This is a genomic window from Mycobacterium sp. 1423905.2 (genome assembly GCF_001673155.1).
GTDB lineage: Bacteria > Actinomycetota > Actinomycetes > Mycobacteriales > Mycobacteriaceae > Mycobacterium.
The window spans coordinates 13,801-34,688 of the sequence record NZ_LZLE01000303.1 but is presented as its reverse complement, the minus strand read 5'-3'; the positions used below and the strand labels follow the sequence as shown (position 1 = coordinate 34,688).

General features: G+C 66.2%; 17 protein-coding genes. 13 read left to right on the top strand and 4 right to left on the bottom strand.

The window, feature by feature from the left end:
• Positions 1 to 96: 96 nt before the first annotated feature.
• Together A9W95_RS20075 and A9W95_RS20070 are read left to right on the top strand one after the other, a co-directional pair.
• Positions 97 to 1,488: an HNH endonuclease signature motif containing protein gene (locus A9W95_RS20075; protein ID WP_067416748.1), complete on the top strand. Its 1,392-nt coding sequence runs from the start codon at positions 97 to 99 to the stop codon at positions 1,486 to 1,488.
• A gap of 27 nt (positions 1,489 to 1,515) precedes the next feature.
• Positions 1,516 to 2,019, top strand: coding sequence for a histidine phosphatase family protein (locus A9W95_RS20070; RefSeq protein ID WP_067416743.1), 504 nt, complete (start codon positions 1,516 to 1,518; stop codon positions 2,017 to 2,019).
• On the opposite strand, the gene A9W95_RS20065 is transcribed toward A9W95_RS20070, so the two are convergent.
• Together A9W95_RS20065 and A9W95_RS20060 are read right to left on the bottom strand one after the other, a co-directional pair.
• Entirely contained in the window at positions 2,016 to 2,573 is a 558-nt protein-coding gene (locus A9W95_RS20065) for a DUF3558 domain-containing protein (RefSeq protein ID WP_067416740.1), read from the bottom strand. The two genes, A9W95_RS20070 and A9W95_RS20065, sit on opposite strands and share 4 nt — an antisense overlap.
• Positions 2,570 to 3,127 (bottom strand): DUF3558 domain-containing protein, encoded by a 558-nt coding sequence (locus A9W95_RS20060; protein WP_067416735.1) that lies wholly within the window; start codon positions 3,125 to 3,127, stop codon positions 2,570 to 2,572. Before A9W95_RS20060 ends, A9W95_RS20065 begins: the two co-directional genes overlap by 4 nt.
• A gap of 162 nt (positions 3,128 to 3,289) precedes the next feature.
• On the opposite strand from A9W95_RS20060, the gene A9W95_RS20055 reads away from it, so the two are divergent.
• The 11 genes from A9W95_RS20055 to A9W95_RS20005 all read left to right on the top strand — a co-directional run bounded on the left by A9W95_RS20055 (position 3,290) and on the right by A9W95_RS20005 (position 18,872).
• Positions 3,290 to 5,029, top strand: coding sequence for an ABC transporter ATP-binding protein (locus tag A9W95_RS20055; RefSeq protein WP_067416732.1), 1,740 nt, complete (start codon positions 3,290 to 3,292; stop codon positions 5,027 to 5,029).
• Positions 5,026 to 6,933: an ABC transporter ATP-binding protein gene (locus A9W95_RS20050; protein WP_156746302.1), complete on the top strand. Its 1,908-nt coding sequence runs from the start codon at positions 5,026 to 5,028 to the stop codon at positions 6,931 to 6,933. Before A9W95_RS20055 ends, A9W95_RS20050 begins: the two co-directional genes overlap by 4 nt.
• Before the next feature lie 102 nt (positions 6,934 to 7,035).
• Positions 7,036 to 7,368 (top strand): DUF732 domain-containing protein, encoded by a 333-nt coding sequence (locus A9W95_RS20045; RefSeq protein WP_067416730.1) that lies wholly within the window; start codon positions 7,036 to 7,038, stop codon positions 7,366 to 7,368.
• Between the two features lie 124 nt (positions 7,369 to 7,492).
• On the top strand, positions 7,493 to 8,221 hold the full coding sequence (locus A9W95_RS20040) for an LppX_LprAFG lipoprotein (protein WP_253851711.1): 729 nt from the start codon (positions 7,493 to 7,495) through the stop codon (positions 8,219 to 8,221).
• A 25-nt stretch (positions 8,222 to 8,246) separates the two neighbouring features.
• Positions 8,247 to 8,615: a DUF4189 domain-containing protein gene (locus A9W95_RS20035; RefSeq protein WP_067416725.1), complete on the top strand. Its 369-nt coding sequence runs from the start codon at positions 8,247 to 8,249 to the stop codon at positions 8,613 to 8,615.
• 94 nt (positions 8,616 to 8,709) lie between these two features.
• Complete coding sequence (locus A9W95_RS20030; protein ID WP_067416722.1) at positions 8,710 to 9,420, top strand: C39 family peptidase; 711 nt, start codon at positions 8,710 to 8,712, stop codon at positions 9,418 to 9,420.
• A gap of 101 nt (positions 9,421 to 9,521) precedes the next feature.
• Positions 9,522 to 10,682 carry an ATPase/transcriptional regulator EmbR gene (gene embR, locus A9W95_RS20025; RefSeq protein ID WP_067416719.1) on the top strand — a complete coding sequence of 387 codons (1,161 nt, stop codon included), beginning with the start codon at positions 9,522 to 9,524 and terminating at the stop codon, positions 10,680 to 10,682.
• A 237-nt stretch (positions 10,683 to 10,919) separates the two neighbouring features.
• Positions 10,920 to 12,698 carry a serine/threonine-protein kinase gene (locus A9W95_RS20020; protein WP_067416774.1) on the top strand — a complete coding sequence of 593 codons (1,779 nt, stop codon included), beginning with the start codon at positions 10,920 to 10,922 and terminating at the stop codon, positions 12,696 to 12,698.
• Between the two features lie 104 nt (positions 12,699 to 12,802).
• The gene (locus A9W95_RS20015) at positions 12,803 to 14,512 is read left to right on the top strand and encodes a serine/threonine-protein kinase (RefSeq protein WP_082983218.1); all 1,710 of its coding nucleotides are present in this window, start codon (positions 12,803 to 12,805) and stop codon (positions 14,510 to 14,512) included.
• Positions 14,509 to 16,845: an FHA domain-containing protein gene (locus A9W95_RS20010; protein WP_067416772.1), complete on the top strand. Its 2,337-nt coding sequence runs from the start codon at positions 14,509 to 14,511 to the stop codon at positions 16,843 to 16,845. The genes A9W95_RS20015 and A9W95_RS20010 overlap by 4 nt, the downstream gene beginning before the upstream one ends.
• 95 nt (positions 16,846 to 16,940) lie before the next feature.
• Positions 16,941 to 18,872, top strand: a complete 1,932-nt coding sequence (locus A9W95_RS20005) for a serine/threonine-protein kinase PknH/PknJ (protein ID WP_067416714.1) — start codon at positions 16,941 to 16,943, stop codon at positions 18,870 to 18,872.
• Between the two features lie 3 nt (positions 18,873 to 18,875).
• Here the strand turns inward: A9W95_RS20005 and A9W95_RS20000 are convergent, their stop codons facing one another.
• On the bottom strand, positions 18,876 to 19,457 hold the full coding sequence (locus A9W95_RS20000; protein ID WP_067416712.1) for a hypothetical protein: 582 nt from the start codon (positions 19,455 to 19,457) through the stop codon (positions 18,876 to 18,878).
• A gap of 251 nt (positions 19,458 to 19,708) precedes the next feature.
• Positions 19,709 to 20,821 carry an adenylate/guanylate cyclase domain-containing protein gene (locus A9W95_RS19995; RefSeq protein ID WP_067416709.1) on the bottom strand — a complete coding sequence of 371 codons (1,113 nt, stop codon included), beginning with the start codon at positions 20,819 to 20,821 and terminating at the stop codon, positions 19,709 to 19,711.
• Positions 20,822 to 20,888: the final 67 nt, after the last annotated feature.

The window sequence follows — 20,888 nt, the reverse complement described above, 5'->3', positions numbered from 1 at the left end:
GGTGAGGCAGACAATCCCTTGAGTATCTTTTGAACCGTTAGTCACTTTGGTCTCAGGGCGGCAAGTCTTGTCGGGCCGCGGACGTATTATTCGAACATGAGTTCGAGTACGCGTGAGGAGATTGTGGAGGTCTTCAGCGTGCTCGATGCTGCGGTGGATCGTTTGTGTCAGTTGTCTTTCGATGCGCTGACCACCCCCGAGCGGCTGCGGGTGCTCGAGCGGGTGGAGCGGGTGGCGCGCCGGTTGCCCGCGGCGCGGCACGAATTGATCAACCAGCTTGTCGCCCAAGCCAGCGAGGAAGAACTGGGTGGTCGGTTGCCCGCGGCGTTGGCGGCCCGGTTGCGGATCACCCGCGCGGAAGCCAACCGGCGCATCGGGGAAGCCGCCGACCTCGGTGAGCGGCGCGCGCTGACCGGGGAGGTGTTGGCGCCGCGATTGAGCGCCACCGCCCACGGCCAACGCGAGGGCCGCATCGGTGAGGGCCAGGTGCGGGTGATCCGCGAGTTCTTCCACCGGCTGCCCGCCCATGTCGATGTAGAGACCGAGGAGAAAGCCGAAGCCCACCTCGCCCAGCTGGCCGGTCAGTATCGGCCCGATCAGCTGGCCAAGCTCGCCGAGCGGCTGATGGACTGCCTACACCCCGACGGGGACTATACCGACGACGACCGCGCCCGCCGCCGCGGCCTGATGTTGGGCAAGCAAGACGTCGATGGGATGTCGCGGTTGAGCGGCTACCTGACTCCTGAAGCCCGCGCCACCCTGGAAGCGGTGCTGGCCAAGTTGGCCGCGCCGGGCATGTGCAACCCCGACGACGAAACACCGTGCGTCAGCGGCACGCCGTCCGAGCAAGGCATCAAAGGCGACCTGCGCTCGGCGGCCCAACGTAACCACGACGGTGTCTTGGCCGCCTGCCGCGCCCTGCTGTGCAGCGGCAACCTGGGCCAGCACAACGGCCTGCCCGCCTCGATCATCGTCACCACCACCCTGCGCGAGCTCGAAGCCGCCGCCGGCAAAGGCCTGACCGGAGGCGGCACCCTGTTGCCCATGTCCGATGTCATCCGGCTGTCCCGCCACGCCCATCACTATCTGGCGATCTTCGAGCGCGGCAAAGCCCTAGCGCTCTACCACACCAAACGCCTCGCCTCCCCCGCGCAACGAATCGTGTTGTACAGCAAAGTCCGTGGCTGCAGCGCCCCCGGTTGCGACGTCCCCGGCTACTACTGTGAAGTCCACCACGTCACCCCCTATGCCCAATGCCACACCACCGACATCAACGACCTGACCTTCGCCTGTGGCGGCGACCACGCCCTGGCCGAAAAGGGCTACCTCACCCGTCAAAACACCCACGGCGACACCGAATGGATCCCCCCACCCCACCTCGATTACGGCCAACCCCGCACCAACACCTACCACCACCCAGAAAAACTGCTCTGCGACGGCGACGACGAGGCGGACGGCGACGACGACGAGGAGGAGGACGCGGCATAGATCACACAGTGGATTAACGTGAGGCCGATGGAAGGACAGCGAACTCTGGTGCTGATGCGGCACGCCAAGTCGGCGTATCCGGACGGTGTCGCCGACCATGAGCGGCCGTTGGCCGGGCGCGGAATCCGGGAGGCGGGGCTGGCCGGCGAGTGGCTGCGCGCCAACGTTCCGCCGATTGATGGCGTGCTGTGCTCGACGGCCACCCGTACCCGAGAAACATTGGCGCGCAGCGGGGTTGACGCTTCGGTGCGGTATACCGAACGGCTCTACGGCGCCACGCCGGGCATGGTGATCGAGGAGATCAACCGGGTAGCAGACGATGTCTCGGCCCTGCTCGTTGTCGGACACGAACCGACGACGTCCTCGCTAGCGCTCATCCTGTGCGGCCGCGACGGATCGAACCTCCAAGCGGCAGAACGGATCTCGGAGAAGTTTCCAACGTCGGGCATTGCGGTGCTCAGCGTGCCCGGCCGGTGGGGCGATCTGGAACCCGGCGGCGCCACACTGATCGGCTTCCACGTGCCGCGTTAGGCGTTGGTGGCGAGCGTCAGCTCCATCAACTTGAGCGCTTGGCCGCAGGCGTCGATCCCGGGTGCCTGAGGGTTGACCCACCAGCCGACCACTCCGGCCGCGTCGCTGGCGACACCGCATGAGCCGTTCGGATCGTTGGGTCGCATCACGATCGAGTCGATGCCCTGAATCTGGCGGGTCTCGACCTGATACTTCAGGTACTCCGCCACCTTGCGCTCGTTGCTCAGGCTGCCCTGCTCGAACCAGAACCGGCTGATGTCGATCAGTCCGGCCGGGTTCGCCGCCTGCCACCGGCAAATGGCCCCGACGAACGTGCTCTGAATGTCCTGCGGGTCGGCGCCGACGGTCTTGGCCAGCACGTCGGTGGTCAGCACCTCGCACTCCTTGAGCAGGTTCGGATACTGCTTCTCGGAGTTGTCATTACGCGGAACGCCGCCTCCACCCGCCTTGACCGCGGTGCCCGAAACCGACCTCGAACACCCGGTCAACACCACCAGCACTGCCATTAGTGCCGCGATCCCGACCAGGACGACCCGTCCTCCTGCACGCCTCATTTTGAATTCGCAATCGATTGCCGGGCCAGTTCTTTGGCGATGTCGCACGGCGGCGGGAACGGCTTCTGACTGAAGCTGATCGACCACTCGATGAAGTCGTCCTGGAATTGAATGCCGACCTCACACAGCGAATCACCGAGCGTGGGCTCGTTCCCGACGGCGATGAAACCCCCGTGGCCGTTGATGTTGATGTCCTCGACACTCGCGCGCGACAGCTCCTCGGTCTTGCGCTCGCGCCCGATCGGGCTGCCGCGATACCAGGAGAAGGAGAAGTGCGGACCCAAGATCCCCCCACCGGCCAGCCACTGGCAACCCACGGAGTTCTTTGCGGTATTGATCAGCCCGGTGATCTTGGTGAGCTGAGTGACCGTCTCGTCGCTGACACCCCCGCACTGCGGGAACATCGGGCCGTGCCGGCCCTCTGAGCCATTAGCCGTGGACGAGGCACTCGCCCCGGGATTGTCGCCGCCAGACTTGGAGCACCCCGCGACCGCCGGGCTGAACGCCATCAACGCCGACACGGCCAGGGCCAGCGTCGTCACATTACGCCGCACGGCTGCCTCTCCTACTGCTGGTCACACGATGCACTGTAGCGGCAGCCTTGCGGGTCAACCACCGACACGCCACCTGAGCAGGCGTTTCGGCGCCTGATGCCAACTCGGCGGCGGTCGCGAGCTACCGGGCACCGAGACGGCCCGATGTGCGACAGTTACCCAATGCTCCTGGCACTGCTGCGCCAGTACATCCGGCCGTATCGACGGCTGGTTGCGGTGCTGATGGTGCTGCAGCTGGTCAGCACCCTGGCATCGCTGTACCTACCTACGATCAACGCGGCGATCATCGATGACGGCGTAGCCAAAGGTGACACCGCCGCCATCGTCCGACTGGGCGTGGTGATGCTCGCGGTCACCGGGTTCCAAGTGCTCTGCGCCGTCGGCGCCACCTACTTCGGCGCGCGAACCGGCACCGGATTCGGGCGCGACCTGCGCGCCGCAATGTTCGAACACGTCATCACCTTCTCCGAGCAAGAGACCGCCCGCTTCGGCGCGTCGACGTTGCTAACCCGTACCACCAACGACGTACGGCAGATCGTGTTCCTGGTGCAGATGACGGCTACGGTCTTGGTCACCGCGCCCATCATGTGTGTCGGCGGGGTGGTCATGGCCCTCCACCAGGAGGCGGCGCTGACTTGGCTGCTGCTGGTGAGCGTGCCGGTCATGGCCGCGGCCAACTACCGGGTCATGACGCACATGCTGCCGCTGTTCCGCAACATGCAGCGGCTGATCGACGGCATCAACCGCGTGCTGCGCGACCAGCTGTCCGGCGTGCGAGTGGTCCGTGCCTTCACCCGCGAACAATTCGAGCAGGAGAAGTTCGCCAAGGCCAACACCGCGCTGTCGAACACGGCGCTGACGGCCGGCAATTGGCAAGCCCTGATGCTGCCGGTGACCACGTTGACCATCAACGTTTCCAGCGTGGCACTGATCTGGTTCGGCGGACTGCGCATCGATCGCGGGCAGATGCAGGTGGGCTCGCTGATCGCCTTCCTGTCCTACTTCGCTCAGATACTCATGGCGGTGCTGATGGCGACCATGACGCTGGTCGTGCTGCCGCGCGCGTCGGTCTGCGCCGACCGCATCACCGAAGTACTGCGCACCACGGCCGCCGTCAACAGCCCCCCGGACCCGAAATATCCGTCCGGCGCAATCCAAGGCGTCGTCGCACTGCACGCGGTGGCGTTCACCTACCCAGGCGCCGATGCCTCTGTGCTACACGACATCTCGTTCACCGCGCGACCGGGCACGACGACGGCGATCGTGGGCGGCACCGGCTCCGGCAAGTCCACCCTGATCTCGCTGATCTGCCGGCTCTACGACGTCACCGACGGCGCCGTGCTGGTCGACGGCATCGACGTCCGTGACTACCACACCGAGCGGTTGTGGTCGGCGATCGGTCTGATCCCTCAACGCGGCTTCCTGTTCTCCGGCACGGTGGCCGACAACCTGCGCTACGGCAAGCACGACGCCACCGACGAACAGATGTGGGAAGCGCTGCGCGTGGCGGCCGCCGACGACTTCGTGCGCCCCCACGGGTTACAGATGCCCATCGCCCAAGGCGGCGTCAACGTTTCCGGCGGACAACGGCAACGCCTTGCGATCGCCCGAGCCGTCATCCGCCGGCCGCGGATCTATCTGATCGACGACGCGTTCTCGGCCCTCGACGTACACACCGACGCGCGGGTGCGCGCCGCGCTGCGCGCCGTCAGCCAGGACGCCACCGTCATCGTTGTCACGCAACGCATTTCGACCGCCGCACAGGCCGACCAGGTGATCGTCGTCGACAACGGAAAGCTGGTGGGCGCCGGCAGTCACGAGGCGTTGCTCGCCCAGTGCCCCACCTATGCCGAGTTCGCCGCGTCGCAATCGGTGGGCGCCAGCGTCGGTGGCCCCTGGTGAGCGCCCCGATGACCGCCCGCGCCCGCGGCTCGGCCCCGGCGCCGCCGAACATGCGGTCGCGTAACTTCTGGGGGTCGGCGACCAGACTGGTGAAACGGCTTGCGCCGCAGCGCCGTCTGAGCTTTGCCGTCATCATCCTGGGCATTGCCGGCACCGCGGTCGGCGTCGTCGTACCACGGATCCTCGGCCACGCCACCGACCTGCTGTTCAACGGCGTGATCGGTCGTCAACTGCCACCCGGCATCACCAAAGCCCAAGCGGTCGCCGCCGCTCGCGCTCGCGGCGACAACGCCTTCGCCGATTTGTTGTCCGGCATGAACGTGGTGCCCGGCCGCGGCGTCGACTTCGGCGCGGTGCTGCGCACGCTGGCCCTGGCGCTGGTGTTGTATGTGATTGCCGCGGGCTTGATTTGGGCGCAGGCCCGACTGCTCAACAGTGTCGTGCAGCGGACCATCACCGCGTTGCGCTCCGACGTCGAGGACAAATTGCACCGGCTTCCGCTGTCCTCCTTCGACCGACGGCAGCGTGGTGAGTTGCTCAGCCGAGTCACCAATGACATCGACAACATGCAGTCGTCGCTGTCGATGACGATCAGCCAACTCGTCACCTCCGTCCTCACGGTCATCTCGGTGCTGGCGATGATGGTGTGGATTTCGCCTCTGTTAGCCCTCATCACCGTGCTGACGGTGCCGTTGTCGCTGCTGGCGACCCGTGCGATCACGCGTCGCTCCCAACCGCTGTTCGCCGCGCACTGGGCCAGCACCGGGCGGCTCAACGCACATATCGAAGAGACCTACAGCGGGTTCACGGTGGTCAAGACCTTCGGCCACCAGGCGGCGGCCCGAGAGCAGTTCGGCAAACTGAACGACGACGTTTACCGCGCCAGCTTCGGAGCGCAGTTCTTCTCCGGCCTGGTAGCACCGGCGACATCGTTTATCGGCAACCTGGGCTACGTCGCGGTCGCCGTCATCGGCGGCCTTCAGGTCGCCAGCGGCCAGATCACCCTCGGCGGCATCCAGGCTTTCATCCAGTACGTCCGCCAATTCAATACGCCGCTGGGTCAAGTCGCCGGGATGTACAACACCTTGCAATCGGGAGTGGCCAGCGCCGAACGAGTCTTCGACCTGCTCGACGAACCCGAAGAGTCCCCCGACCCCGAGCGGGCGGCGCAGCAGGACCGGGTGACTGCCGGACGCGTCGAGTTCGAACACGTCAGCTTCTCGTATCGCCCTGGGCATCCGGTGATCCAGGATCTGTCCCTGATAGCCGAACCGGGCAGCACGGTAGCGATCGTGGGTCCGACCGGCGTAGGGAAAACGACGCTGGTGAACCTGCTCATGCGCTTTTACGACGTCGACTCCGGCCGCATCCTGCTCGACGGCATCGATATCGCGTCGCTGAGCAGGCACGCGGTGCGGTCTCGAATCGGCATGGTGCTGCAAGACACCTGGTTGTTCGACGGAACGATCGAAGAGAACATCGCTTACGGGCGGCCGGACGCCAGTCACGACGAGATCGTGCGGGCCGCCACGGCCGCCTATGTCGACCGCTTCGTGCACAGCCTTCCCGCGGGCTACCAGACCCGCATCAGCGGCGACGGCGGCAACGTCAGCGCCGGAGAAAAACAGCTGATCACGATCGCGCGGGCGTTTCTGGCCCGACCGCAGTTGCTGATCCTCGACGAAGCCACCAGCTCGGTCGACACCCGTACCGAAGCGCTGATCCAGCGCGCGATGTGCGAATTGCGTAGAGACCGAACGAGTTTCGTCATCGCGCACCGTCTTTCGACCATCCACGACGCCGACCGTATCTTGGTGATGCAGGCCGGCCGGATTGTCGAGCAGGGCAGTCACACCGAACTGCTGGCCCGCCGTGGCGCCTACTACGAGATGACCCGCGCTTAACGGCTGCAGCCCGGCCGCCAAGAATCTTCCAAGGATCCGCCGAGCGGGCCGCCTGAACCTGAGCTTGTCCAACGACACGCTACGAAACAAAGGATCAGGGCAATGTTCTCTCCCCGCATCACCGCAGGCATCACCACCGCACTCGCCGCGGGCGCTGTCGGCATCGCCGTCGCGACCGCCGGTGCTGCGGGGGCCAGCACCACCGACGACGCCTTCATCGCCCGGATGGCGTCGGTCGGGGTGACCTTCTCCTCACCGCAGGCCGCCGCCCAGGATGGCCATCACGTCTGCAGCGAGTTGGCCAGCGGCAAGTCCGGCACCGAAGTTGCCAAGGACGTGCTCAACCACACCGACCTCACCTCGAAGCAGGCCGCCTACTTGGTCGTCAACGCCACCAACGCGTACTGCCCGCAGTACGCCAGCCAGTTGACCTGATCGTCCCAACCAGCGTGCGGGGATCCCGGTATCGGGATCCCCGCATTGCGTCGTGGAGTGCCCCGGATCGGCAATGGAGACCTCACTAAGCTCGGGGTTCGTCGACCAACCTAAGGAGATGTCGATGAAGCTTCGAACCCTCCTGACCGGCCTGGCCGCCTTTGCTGTCGTTTGTGTGGTCGCCGGTTGCGGCAACCCGGGGCCGACGGGCGCCAAGTCGTCCAGCGCCACCGCCACCGCCACCAGTGGGGAGGCAGCGACGCTGCTCAAGCAGGCCGCCGACGTGATGCGCAAGGTCACCGGGATGCACGTCAACCTCACCGTGCAGGGCGACGTCGCGAACCTCCGGGTGACCAAGCTCGACGGCGACATCTCCAACACGCCGCAAACCGTTGCCACCGGCGTCGCGACGCTGCTCGTCGGCAGCAACAGCGAAGACGCCCGATTCGTCTTCGTCGACGGCCATCTCTACTCGGATCTGGGTCAACCCGGCTCGTACACCGACTTCGGCAACGGCGCCTCCATCTACAACGTGTCAGTGCTGCTCGACCCCAACAAGGGGTTGGCCAATCTGTTGACCAACCTCAAAAACGGGTCAGTGGCAGGCAGTCAGCAGATGAACGGCGTGGCCACCACCAAGATCACCGGCGACTCGTCGGCCGACGACATCGCCACCCTTGCCGGTTCCCGACTGACTGATCAGAACGTCACCACAGTCCCCACCACCATTTGGACCGCTTCGGACGGCTCGTCGCACCTGGTGCAGATCCAGATCGTCCCGACCGCAGACACTTCGGTGACGTTGACGATGTCCGATTGGGGCAAGCAGGTCACCGCCACCAAACCGGTCTAGCTCGGCACACGGAAAGGACCTACCAATGACGACGATGACGACACGCCGGCGCTTGGCGATGTCCGTCGCCCGCGTGGCCAGCGTCACCGTGCTTGCCGTCGCGCTGGCTCCCGCAGCCCATGCCGCGGACTCCTACGGCGCAATCGCCTACTCCGGCAACGGATCCTGGGGCCGGTCCTACGCCTACCCGACCAGAGCGGCCGCCGAAGCGACGGCCGTCAAGTCCTGCGGCTACTCCGACTGCAAAGTGCTGACCACATTCACCGCCTGCGGTGCCGTCGCCGCCAAGGACCACGCTTACCAGGGTGGCACCGGCGCCGATCTGAGCGCCGCCATGAAGGACGCGCTGAGCAAGCTCAGCGGCGGTTACATCGACACCTGGGCCTGCAATTAGTCACGTCAAGAATTCCTTGAGATAACGAACAGGCCCCCGTCAGAACCTTTTCTCAACATCCCTCCGCACCGCGGAACGAGAGAAGGACACGACGATGAAGGCCACGATCGCCAACGCCGCCAAGACCGCCATCTTCGCCACCGTCGCCGGTGCTATCGCAGTCGGATTGGCCAGCCCCGCAGCAGCATCCGCGGGCGGCACCATGTACGGCGACCCGACAGCGGTCGCCAAGTACTGGCGTCACCAGAACTTCGACGACTGCGCGATCATGTCCAGCGCCGACGTTGTCGGTCAGATCACCGGCAAGCTGCCGTCGGAACGCGAAATCATCAAGGTGGCCCAGTCCACGCCCAGCACTACTCACCCCGGTTCGGTCTACGTCAAGCCGGCGGACAAGAACGACCCGAATTCCGGTATGGGCACCGACCCGGACGACCTGCCGACGCTGCTGTCGCACTACGGGATTGACGCTGTGAACACCGACGCTGAGGCCGCGGGCCAGACCGGTGTGGCCACCGGTATGGAGGCACTCGAGCACTACCTGGGCGGCGGGCACGCGGTCATCGTCGGTTTGAACGCCGAGATGATCTGGAATCGGCCGGTCGAAACCACGGGCAAAGACGGCAAACCGCGCGCCGACCACGCGGTTGTCGTCACCGGTGTCGACACCGCAAATGGCATCGTGCACCTCAACGACAGCGGCAGTCGTGACGGCCGCGACGAGCAGGTACGGATGGACGTCTTCGTCAAGGCCTGGGCCACCAGCCACAACTTCCTGACCGTCACCAAGGAATCCCGCAGGTGAACCGTTGGGACATAGTTGCTACCCAATCCGCGCCGTTGCCAGCACAATGACCGACAATGGCTTTGCTGGCACCTTGGCAATTGACGCCGCGGAGGACCCGAATGGCTGGTAGCGCGATGGTGGACAAACGTCTGCAGTTCGGATTGCTCGGACCGCTGGAGATGACCATTGATGGCAGATTGGTGCCTCTGGGCACGCCCAAACAGCGGGCGGTGCTGGCCATGCTGGTCATCAACCGGAATCGACCGGTAGGGGTCGACGCGCTCATCACCGCCCTGTGGGAGGAGTGGCCGCCCGCGGGCGCCCGAGCCAGCATTCACTCCTATGTGTCGAATCTGCGAAAACTGCTCGGCGGCGGGGGAATTGATCCCCGTGTTGTGCTGGCGGCCGCACCGCCGGGATATCGGCTCAGTATCGCCGACGAGACCTGTGACCTGGGTCGGTTCGTCGCGGCCAAGAACGCGGGTACGCACGCGGCCGCCGTCGGCCGGTTCGACGAGGCCAGTAGGCATCTGTCGGCAGCGCTGCGGGAATGGCGGGGTGCGGTGCTGGATGACCTGCGCGACTTTCAGTTCGTCAACTCGTTCGCCACCGCCCTCGTCGAGGACAAGATCCTGGTTCACACGGCCAAAGCGGAGGCGGAGATCGCCTGCGGGCGCGCTTCAGGTGTCATCGCCGAGTTGGAGGCGCTGACCGTCGAGCATCCGTACCGCGAACCGCTGTGGGTGCAACTGATCACCGCCTACTACCTCACCGACCGCCAATCCGACGCGTTGAACGCCTATCGCCGGGTCAAGACAACGCTGGCCGAAGACCTCGGCATCGATCCTGGCCCCACCCTGCGCACGTTGAACGAACGCATCCTGCGGCAGGAACCGTTGGATGCCAAGCACAACGCGAAAGTCACCGCCGTCGGCACGGTCACCGCACTCGACCTGCGCACGATGGCCCCCGGCCAGAGTGTCGTCGCCTACCTGCACGACATCGCTACCGGCGGGGATTACGCGCTGCGACAGGCGGCGACGCGCATCGGGCGCCTCAGTGACAACGACATCGTCCTGGACAGCCCCAACGTCAGCCGTCACCACGCCGTCATCGTCGACACCGGCACCAACTACATCATCAACGATCTTCGGTCCTCCAACGGCGTGTACGTGGAGCACCAACGCATTCGGGCGGCGGCCACCCTCAACGACGGTGACCATATCCGCATCTGCGACCACGAATTCACCTTCCGAGTCACTGCCGAGGCGCACGGCTGAACTGACTCGGGCACACGATCGCCATGCGGCACAACGCAATAATCGGCCACGTCATCGGCTGCTTACCCGAGTTGCTGCGAGCGGCCTGATCCGACGAATTTGGCGCGGTCATATTGGCAAGCGCTCACCGGCCCGGCTACGGTCATGGTTGCTGGACCCGTTGGTTGTGTTCGATGCGATCATTTGCGGCGATTGATAGTGTCGGCGGATTCGGGTTGGTATGAGGAGGGTCAAACGATGAGTGACGGGCCAGACTCGCGAGTGGGGTCGATGTTTGGCCCGTACCACCTCAAACGGCTGCTCGGCCGCGGCGGAATGGGCGAGGTGTACGAGGCCGAACACACCGTCAAGGAATGGACCGTCGCGGTCAAACTGATGACCGCCGAGTTCAGCAAGGACCCGGTGTTTCGGGAGCGGATGAAGCGCGAGGCTCGCATTGCCGGCCGCCTGCAAGAACCGCACGTGGTGCCCATTCACGACTACGGCGAAATCGACGGGCAGATGTACCTCGAGATGCGCATGATCGAGGGCACCGACCTCGACAGCGTCCTGAAAAGGTACGGACCGCTCACCCCGCCCCGGGCGGTCGCCATCATCACCCAGATCGCCTCGGCTCTCGACGCCGCACACGCCGCCGGCGTCATGCATCGCGACGTCAAACCGCCCAACATCCTGGTGACCCGCGACGACTTCGCCTATCTGGTGGACTTCGGCATTGCCAGCGCCACCACCGACGAAAAGCTGACTCAGTTAGGGACCGCCGTCGGGACGTGGAAATACATGGCGCCGGAACGATTTTCGAATGACGAGGTGACCTACCGGGCAGACATCTACGCCCTGGCGTGCGTGCTGTACGAAGCCCTGACCGGAACCCCGCCCTTCCGCGCCGACAGCGCGACGACCTTGGTCACCGCGCATCTGATGGACCCCGTCCCGCAGGTCAGTACGGTGCGCGCGGGAATCCCGAGGGCGTTTGACAACGTCATCGCGCGGGGCATGGCGAAGAAGCCCGAAGATCGCTTCGCCAGTGCCGGTGACTTGGCGCGGGCCGCCCATGAGGCGCTCAGCGACCCCGATCAGGACCACGCCGAGGACATCTTGCGTCGCAGCCAGGAGTCGACGCTGCCCGGCACCATGGCCGCCGCGCCGCAACTGGCTCGCCCGAGCGGAACACCGCCGATGGCCGCGCCGCCTCCTCAGCAATCCGGGTACGGCGCAGACCCGTTCAGTTCCGGCCCGCAGCAGCGTCCGGCGCAGCCGGCATGGGCCAGCGGCCCCGTCCCGAATCAGCCGACGCAGACCCCGCAGTTTTTTCAAGGCAGCGGCTGGGGTGGGCCGCCGCCCGGTCAGCCCGGGGGTCCGCCGTCGTGGAACCAGAGCAACCAACCCGCTCCCAAGCGCAGTCCCTGGCCCATCGTGGCTGGGGCGGCGGCGCTGGTGGTCGTCCTGGTCGCCGCCGGTATCGGGATATGGCTGGCCACTAAGGGCGACGGCGGCGACAACAACGGCAAGGACACCACTACGCCGGTCACCACGCCGAGCAGCGTCACGTCCACCACGCCGTCTTCGACGACGCCCGGCGGTGACGCCCAGAGTCGGCTGATGAGCAACCTGCCGGTGGGCTACCCCGCCGGCGTCTGTAAGCCGACCACACCCAAGCCCGACACCGTCTGGGCCACTGCCGTGGCCATGGTCAGCTGCGGGCAGAACACCAACCAGGGCGGCCCGAACCACGCGGTCTACGGGCTGTTTCCCAGCGTCGAGGTGTTGCAGCAGGCCTTCAAGAACGACATCGGCCAGATCGAGCTGTCGGACTGCCCTGACGGTGGTAAATCGCCTGAGGGCTGGCACTACGAGAAGTCGCCTAATGTCACCGCCGGCCAACTCGCCTGCGGCACCTACCATGGCCATCCGAACATCGTCTGGAGCAATGAGGCCAAATTGACGCTCAGTGACACCTTCGGCGACCCAGTCACCTTGGCGGATCTGCACGCCTGGTGGGGCAAGTACGGCTGACGTTACGCATCGCGAAAGCGTTTGGAGCGCAGCGCGATTGAGACAGTGCTAGCCGCCGCCGGCGGGGCGTTGCCGGTATCAGGGCTAGCTGGGGAGGATCAGCGGTGAGTGAGGCACGCGACTCGCGGGCAGGGTCGATGTTCGGCCCCTACCTCCTCAAACGGCCGCTGGGCCGCGGCGGCATGGGCGAAGTCTACGAGGCCGAACACACCGGCAAAGGGTGGACGGTCGCGGTCAAGCTGCTGTCCCGAGAGTTCAGCAACGACCCGGTGTTTCGGGAACGGATGAAGCGTGAGGCCCGCATCACCGGTCGTCTGCAGGAACCCCATGTGGTGCCCATTCACGACTACGGCGAAATCGACGGGCAGCTGTTCTTGGAGATGCGCCTGGTCGAGGGCACCGACCTGGACGCCATGCTCAAGCAATCCGGTCCATTGGCCCCGCCGCGCGCGGTGGCCATCCTCAGCCAAGTCGCCTCGGCGTTGGACGCCGCGCACGCAGCCGGGGTGACACACCGCGACATCAAACCGCCCAACATCCTGGTCACCCGCGACGACTTCGCCTACCTGGTCGATTTCGGTATCGCCAGTGCCACCGCAGACGAGCGACTGACCCAACTGGGGACCGCGGTGGGCACCTGGAAATACATGGCGCCGGAACGCTTTACGAACGACAAGGTGACCTTTCGCGCCGACATCTATTCGTTGGCCTGCGTGCTGTACGAGTGCCTGACCGGTTCCCCGCCGTATTCGTCGGAAAGCGCCGGGGTACTCATCAGCGCGCACATGATGGAACCCATCCCGCGGCCCAGCGGCGCCCGCTCCGGTATCCCCGGCGCGCTCGACGAGGTGGTTGCGCGCGGGATGGCCAAACGGCCCGCCGACCGCTACGCCAGTGCGGGCGAGCTGACGCGCGCCGCGCACGCGGCGCTGAGCGCTCCCGACCAGAACCGGGCCGCGACGATCCTGCGGCGTAGCCAGGAAGCCGTGCTGCCGGCCCCGCCGGCCGAGCCGGCCACCCTGCAGCACCCGCGGCCGCCGCAACCCGCACCCCTCAGGTACCCCGCCGCGCCGCCCGGTCCGCCGGCACCACCGCCGGCCCCGATGGCCCTCCCGCCGCAACACTTCGCCGGCCCACCGGCCTGGAACCCCGGCTTGCCTCCGGGCTTGCCTCAATCGTCGCCGCGACCCCGCAACCCGTGGTTGATCGTCACCGTCGTCGCCGCGCTGGTGCTGGTGCTCATTCTCGGAGCGATCGGAATCTGGGCGGCCACCAAGGACGGCGGCGACGACAACGCGAGCGGTCGCAGGAGCACCAGCACGACGACCAGAACCAGCACCCGGACAACCACCACGACCACGAGCCCGCCGACGTCGACCGGCTCGGCCGCCCAGGCCCGGCTGTTGAGCCTGGTGCCGTCGGGCTATCCCGCCGGCAGTTGCACACCGGATAGCCGCCCCATGCCCGGTGCGTTGGTGTCGGTCAGCTGCGGACAGAACACCGAGGTCAACGGGCCCCGCGTCTCGGCGTACGGCTTGTACTCCGACGTAGCGGCGCTGAAGAAAGCGTTCACCAGCTTCACCGGAACTTTCACCCTCGCCGGCTGCCCGGGCGGCAAAGCCTCACCGGGTACGTGGTGGCACACCCAGGACCCGAACACCGTCCTGGGCCAACTGGCGTGCGGCAACTACAAAGGCGATGAGCCGCAGGTTATGTGGAGCAACGAGCAAACGCTGGTCTACGCCCTGGTGGCGGGCAGCCCGCAGGGACCCACCCTCGACCAGCTCTATAAGTGGTGGGCCAAGCACTCGTGAGCACCGACGACGCGACCGAGCCGCCGCGGTTACAGGTGTGCGCCGCGGGTCGGTCCTGGCGCACCACCGCTGACCGTGCCTGGACCATCGGCCGGGCCAGCGAAACCGATATCTGTCTGGACAACCCGCGGGTATCGCGGCACCACGCGGTGTTGGAGCCGTCACCGGACGGGTGGACGTTGGTCAATCGCAGCAGCAACGGCGTGTTCGTCGACGGCCGGCGGGTGGAACGGCTGCCGATCAGCGGCGCCGTCCAGGTATTGCTGGGTTCGGCGTCGTCCGGACAGTTGGTGGAGATAGCCCCGTCGGCCGAGCCGGTGCCGTCCACCGACGGTCAGGCCGAAACGACGGTCTCGCGCTCCCCCTCGGCGGTGCACGCCATCGACCAGGTGGTGGTCACGATCGGCCGCGCACCCGACAACCACGTCGTACTCAACGACCTGCTGGTGTCGCGTCGGCACGCCCTCTTGCGACGCTCGAATGACCGCTGGGAGCTTGTCGACAACCACAGCGCCAACGGCACCTATGTCAACGGCAATCGGATCAGCCGGGGGGTGATCGGGCGCAACGACATCGTCGGCATCGGGCATCAACTGTTGCACCTGTCCGGTGATCGGCTGGTCGAGTACATCGACACCGGTGACGTGTCGTACCAGGCGACCGACCTGCGGGTCGTCACCAAGCAGGGTCGCGTGCTGCTCTCAGGGGTGAGTTTTGTTCTGCCGCAACGGAGTCTGCTGGCGGTGGTGGGCCCGAGCGGTGCCGGCAAGTCGACGCTCCTGGGCGCGTTGACCGGATTTCAGCCCGCCGGCAGCGGCACGGTGCGCTACGACGACCGCGACCTCTACGACAACTACGCCGAGCTGCGGCACCGCATCGGTTTCGTGCCGCAGGATGACATCCTGCATACCCCGCTGACCGTGCGTCGGGCACTGAAATATGCTGCGCGTCTTCGGTTTCCGCAGGACGTTTCGGCCGCAGAGCGCAATCAGCGCATCGAGGAAGTATTGGACGAACTCGGGCTTGCCACCCAGGCCGATCAGCGCATCGACAGTCTGTCGGGTGGACAACGCAAGCGCACCAGCGTCGCACTGGAGTTGCTGACCAAACCGTCGCTGTTGTTCTTGGACGAACCCACCTCCGGCCTGGACCCAGGGTATGAGAAGTCGGTGATGCAGACCTTGCGGACGCTGGCCGACGACGGCCGCTCGGTGGTGGTGGTCACCCACAACATCGCCCATTTGAACATGTGCGACCGGCTGCTGATCCTGGCTCCCGGGGGGCGGCTGGCCTACTTCGGTCCGCCGCAGCAGGCGCTGCGTTACTTCGACTGCGGCGACTACGCGGACTTGTTCACCCTGCTCGAACACGACACGACCACCGACTGGACCGCGAATTTCATCGCCTCACCACTACGCGCGGCGATCGCACCCCGCCCCAACCAGCCTGCGCCGCAGCATGACTCGGCACCCACCAAGCCGGTAGCACAGCAGAGCGCAGCCATCCAGTTCGCGATCTTGTGCCGGCGATACTTGGCCGTCATCGCCGCCGACCGGCAGTACTCGGTGTTCCTGCTGGCGCTGCCACTGCTGTTGAGCCTGTTCGCTCATGCCGTCCCCGGTGGGGCGGGTCTTTCGCTGACCAAAGCGATCGAACAGAAGTCGACGCAGCCCGCGCAATTGCTGGTGCTGTTGATCATCGGCGGCGCGCTGATGGGCTGTGCGGCCTCCATCCGCGAGATCGTCAAGGAGCAGGCGATCTATCGCCGTGAACACGGCATCGGCCTTTCCGGCGGCGCATATCTGGCGTCGAAACTGGCAGTCCTCACCGTGTTGACGACGGTGCAGGGGCTGGTCCTCGGTTTCCTCGGACCCGCCTTCCTGCCCCCCGCCGACCAGTCGGTGGTACTACCTTGGCCCATCCTGGAAATCGCCGTGGCGGTGGTTGCGGTGACCGTCGTCTCGATGATGATCGGACTGCTGATCTCGGCGCTGATCGGCAACGCCGACCGCGGCATGCCGCTGCTGGTGCTGGTGGTGATGGCCGAACTGGTGCTGTGCGGCGGCATGTTCGGCGTGCGTGGCCGCGTCCCGCTGGAACAGCTGGCCTGGTTGTCACCGTCGCGGTGGGCGTTTGCGATGAGCGCGTCGACCGTCGACCTCAACGACTTGCGCAGGACCATTCCGGGTGGGGAGCAAGACCCGTTGTGGGACTACAAGATCGGCAGCTGGGTACTGGCCGCCGCGGCGTGCGCGGTGCAGGCGCTGGTGTTGATCGTGCTGATCGCGGTACGGCTGCGTCAGCTCGACCCGCAGCGCAAAGCCCGCACGTGAGGTTTGGCAGACCCGGCCACGACTGAAACGACGCGGTCGTCGCCGCAGGTGTTGATAGTGTCGGCGGCACTGCGGGTTGACTGGGAGGATCAGCGATGAGCGACGCGCAAAGCTCGCGCGTGGGGTCGATGTTCGGGCCCTACCGCTTGACGCGGTTGCTGGGGCGCGGCGGGATGGGCGAGGTCTACGAGGCCGAGCACACGGTCAAGGAATGGACCGTGGCGCTCAAGCTGATGTCCACCGAGTTCAGCAAGGACCCGATCTTTCGGGAGCGGATGAAGCGGGAGGCCCGCATCGCCGGTCGCCTGCAAGAACCACACGTGGTGCCGATTCACGACTACGGCGAATACGACGGCCAATTGTTCTTGGAGATGCGCCTGGTCGAAGGCACCGACCTGGACAGCGTGCTCAAGCGATTCGGTCCGCTCACCCCGCCCCGCGCGGTAGCCATTGTCATCCAGATCGCCTCCGCGCTGGACGCCGCGCACGCCGCCGGTGTCATGCACCGTGACGTCAAGCCCCAGAACATCCTGGTCACCCGCGAGGACTTCGCATATCTGGTGGACTTCGGCATCGCCAGCGCCACCACCGACGAGAAGCTGACCCAGTTGGGCACCGCGGTCGGCACGTGGAAATACATGGCGCCCGAACGGTTTTCGAACGACGAAGTCACCTATCGCGCCGACATCTATGCACTGGGCTGCGTCCTGCACGAGTGCCTGACCGGGGCCCCGCCCTACCGCGCGGACAGTGCCGGGACGCTGGTCACCGCCCACTTGATGGATCCCATCCCGCGGCCCAGCACGGCCCGGGCCGGTATCCCCAAGGCATTCGACGCCGTCATCGCCCGCGCCATGGCCAAGAAGCCCGAAGACCGTTACGCCAGCGCCGGCGACCTAGCCCTAGCCGCGCATGAGGCGCTCAGCGACCCCGATCAGAACCACGCCGCCGACATCCTGCGCCGCAGCCAGGAAGCGACGGTCAACGAGCCGCCGGCGGAGGTTCCCAACGCCACCCTGCCGGCCACCGCCCTGGCGCCTCCCCCACGACAGACCCCGATCACGCCGCCGCCCGCTGCGCGGGTGCAGCAGTCGCCGTACGCCGGCGCGCTCGGTTCCGGCCATTCGGGGCCGGCCGGTCCATCGGGCCCGATACCCCAGCAACGCCCGCCCGGCGGCCAGCCGGGGTGGATCCCACCGAGCGGCCCCATCCCCACGCCTGCCCAACCCGTCAGCGGCCCGCAGTACTACCCGGGCGGCGGCTGGGGCGGCACGCCACCGCCGCAACAACTCGGCGGTCCTCCACACTGGGCCCCTGGACATCCGATGCCCCCGGCTCGGAAGCGTAATCCGTGGCCCATCGTCGCGGCCGTCGTGATTGTGTTGGTGCTCGTCGTCGGCGGGGTCGGCATCTGGCTGGTCACCCGGCCCGACCCGAAGCCGCCGCCCAAGCCCATCGCCGAGGACCGGTTGAGTTCGCTGCTGTTGTCGCCCTCAGAGGTGAACTCGGTGATGGGGTCCTCCAGCATGCAGCCGGGCAAACCGATCACGTCGATGGACACCTCGACCGTCACGGTGTCGCTGCCCGACTGTCAGGGCGCGCTTTACACCAGCCAGTCTCCGGCATACGCCGGGTCGGGTTACACCGGCATCAGCGGATTGGTCTCCTCCGAACCCGGCGACAACTACGACCACTGGGTCAACCAGGCCGCGGTGGCGTTCCCGTCGGTCGACAAAGCCAAGGCGTTCCTGCAGAGGTCGGCCAATCGGTGGAAGAACTGCGCCGGCAAGACCGTCACCGTCACCAACAAGGGCAAGACCTACCGGTGGACGTTCGCCGACGTCAAGGGCAGCCCGCCCAAGATCACGGTGGTGGACACCCAGGAAGGCGCCGACGGCTGGGAGTGCCAGCGCGCGATGAGTGTGGCGAACAACGTGATCGTCGACGTCAACGCCTGCGGCTATCACGTCATCGACCAAGGTTCGCAGATCGCCGACAAGATCATCGCCAAGGTCAATCAGGGCTGACCCTCAGTTCTGCAGGTCAGGCCCCTGCGCGCGCAGGTCGTCCACCGCGGACATGGCGCTGCGTAATTTCGCCAGCCACTCCTCGGCGTGCTCGCCGACCAGCTTGACCGACCAGGCCAGCGCGTCGGCGCGGGACCGCGCGACTCCAGCGTCGACGAGGGTGTCCAGTACCTGGCGCTCCGGTTGCTTCAATCGCGTCATGACCGGAACGGCGATGTGGGTGAACAGGATTCGCTTGGCGCCGCCTTCAGCGGGAACCTCGACGCCCCAGGAGACCGTGCGGCCGTAGCGGGCTTGAGCTTCGTCGGCGATGTTCATCCGCTCACCGCGGGTCTCCTCGCGAAACCGCGACGCTCTGCCCTCAGCGCGCGCGGCGCTTGCTTCTTCGGCGTTGTCGGAGTTGGGCAGTCGGCCGAGCACGGTGATTTCTTCGCGGTCCACGACGACGGTGGGATCGCCGTCGAACCAGTCTTCCGGCAGGCGTCCGGCGAACCACTCCGCCGCGCCACTGGCATCGGGTTGTTGCGCCTGCTGCCACCCTCCCGGGCGGCCGTAACGGCGTCCATGCATGTGTTGGCGTGTCATGATTACATGATTACACCGTTACACGAGCAACGAAAGAGTGTTCTCCGTAGGTGAAATGAGGGGTTCTCGATGATCTCCGAAACCGTTGCTCGCGGTTAGGTGGCGTTGTATTTTGTTAGCGAAGCAGGCCCGGAAGTGACCAATTCGAAGTGCCGGGGAACGGGGTGAGAGCCGGCCGCGTCGACCCGCATACGACGGAGTCAGTACGCCCCCTCAGAGTCCTCCGGGCCTGCCCTATGTCTCGGTAGCTCTTAGCTGTCGCCCCGTCGGACGCGGAAGAGCTTGGTTTCTCCCTTGATGCCTTTGAGGCGCCGCGCCCCAGCGAACGACCAGCCGTACCCAGCGTCGTCGCCCACGTGCTCGGCTACCGAGTCGGCGACCAGCACGGTGCCCGGCCGCGCCGCGGCGGTGACCCGGCTCGCCACGTTCACCGGACTACCGAACCAATCGCCGGCCCGGCTGACCGCCATGCCGCAGGCGACTCCGGCACGCAACCGCGGGAAGTCGTTGTCGGTGTCCACGGCTTCGACCAGTTTGAGCACGGTGTCCAGCAACGGCAACGGGTCGGAGCAGACCAACATCACCGCGTCGCCGATCGTCTTGATGAACCGCACCGGCGGCTCGGTGACGTCCCGGGCAAGGTCGGCCAGGCGGTTGGCGAGTTGGCCGAGTTCCTCGGGCGACACCACCTCGCCAAGCTTGGTGAAACCGACCAGATCGGCGAACGCGACAGTGACCTGACGCGCCCCCGGCAGTGGCTTGCCGGCCGCGCGCTCACCGGCGTTGACCGCTTCGGTCTCCATCATGTGCCGCAGCTGAAGGAACAGCATGTCCTGAATCATCGGGCCCAACAGCGGCGCGATCTGGGTGACCAGGGCCTTGGACGCCTGGGCGATCTGCAGTTCGCTGAGCCCGGGACGCATGATTGCCGACAGCGCGGTGTACCGCATCACCTCAGCCGCGTGTGACAAGCCCTCGGCCAACGTTCGCACCACCAGGACCACTTGGTCAGGATGCAGGCCCACGTCGACGAAACGTTGGGCGTGCGCGGCGGTTTCACCGTCGGCACGCATGTGGACGGCCGCGTCTGGATCGTCCACCCGGACCAGCCCGATGGCGCGCTGCACCCGCTGCAGCAACTCGAGGTCGACACCGTGGCTTTCGCTGATTTCGCGCGCGGACACATAGCTGCCGTCATCACCGATGAGGTGGCGGGTGGCCAGCAACAGGGGTGGGTTGGTGGTGCGGATCTCGTCGGCGGTGATGCCCTGTTCGAGCAACCACTCGACCAACTCGGCGCGCTCGGCGCGCGCGGTGCCAGCCAATCCGTCGAGTAACCCGTCGATGTCGACCTTCTCGTCCACGCGATCAAGGTTCGCACACCGGTACTGCCGCCGCTGGGATCGAATCAGAAAGCTTGCGCCACAGCCA